This is a genomic window from Aquitalea sp. S1-19 (assembly GCF_024343515.1).
Map to the genome: position 1 here is coordinate 1 of NZ_RJTZ01000306.1, position 1422 is coordinate 1422.

General features: G+C 60.5%; 1 protein-coding gene. It reads left to right on the forward strand.

Going from position 1 to position 1422, the window contains the following annotated elements:
• On the forward strand, window positions 1–1422 hold a 1422-nt coding region (gene recQ / locus EGI20_RS18655), incomplete at both ends, for a DNA helicase RecQ (protein ID WP_498633188.1).

Consider the following 1422-nt stretch of genomic DNA (forward strand, 5'->3'; position numbering starts at 1 on the left):
GAGTCTGTGTTTCCAGATCCCGGCACTGATGCGCGATGGCCTGGCTATCGTGGTGTCGCCGCTGATTGCCTTGATGCAGGATCAGGTGGCCGCTTTGACCGAGCAGGGTATTGCTGCCGCCTGTCTTAACTCGGCAACCGAGCCGGAGGCGCAACGGCGCATCGCCCTGGATGCGCGCTCGGGTGCGCTCAAGCTGCTTTATGTGGCGCCCGAGCGCATGCTGACCCCGCGTTTTCTCGAATTTATGGCCGGGTTGGATATTTCGCTGTTTGCCATTGATGAGGCGCATTGTGTCAGCCAGTGGGGGCATGACTTCCGCCCCGAATATCAGCAACTGGGCGTGCTGGCCCAGCGTTTTCCTGCTGTGCCGCGTATTGCGCTGACGGCAACGGCCGATCCGCAGACCGAAGCCGATATCCTGCACTATCTGGGGCTGACGGGTGCGCCGGTGTTCAAGTCCAGTTTTGACCGGCCCAATATCTTTTATCAGGTCATTGAGAAGCACGAGGCCAAGAAGCAGGTGCTGGCCTATATCCAGCGCGAGCATAGCGGCGAGTCCGGTATCGTCTATTGCCTGTCGCGCAAGCGGGTCGAAGAGTTTGCCGCATGGCTGGCACAGAACGGCATTACGGCGCTGCCTTATCACGCGGGGATGTCGCACGAGGCGCGGGATGCTAATCAGCGCCGCTTTTTGCGTGAGGACGGGGTGGTGATGGTGGCGACCGTCGCCTTCGGCATGGGCATAGACAAGCCGGACGTACGCTTTGTCGCTCATGTCGACCTGCCTAAAAGCCCGGAAAATTTTTACCAGGAGTCGGGGCGCGCCGGGCGTGACGGGCTGCCTGCGTCCAGCTGGTTGTGTTATGGGCTGAACGATATGGTGCAGCTGACGCAGATGATCCTGAACTCGGAGATGGCTCAGCTGCAAAAGCAGGTCGAGCTGTCCAAGCTGGATGCAATGGTCGCTTTTTGCGAAACCGCCGCCTGCCGTCGCCAGCTTATCCTGGCGCATTTCGGTGAGGCGGGGCAGCCGTGCGGGCATTGCGACAATTGCCTGCACCCGCCGGTCACGTTTGATGCGACGCTGGCCGTGCAAAAACTATTGTCGTGTATCTGGCGGGTCGGGCAGCGCTATCCGGCCAGCCAAGTCATCGATGTGCTGCTGGGGCGCAGCAATACTCACGTGCAGCAAGCAGGCCATGACCAGCTCTCTACCTTCGGCATAGGCAAGGAGTATTCGCAGCGGGCATGGCGTTCGCTGGTGCGCCAGCTGGTGGCAAGAAAAATCATCGAGGTTGATGTCGTGCGCGGCCAGTCGCTGGTGTTGACCGAATCCAGCCGCAGCATTCTTAAAGGGCAGGAAAAAATCTTCCTGCGGCCGCTGGCCGACGACAGCCGGGCCAAAGCCGGTAGCGCCGAGCA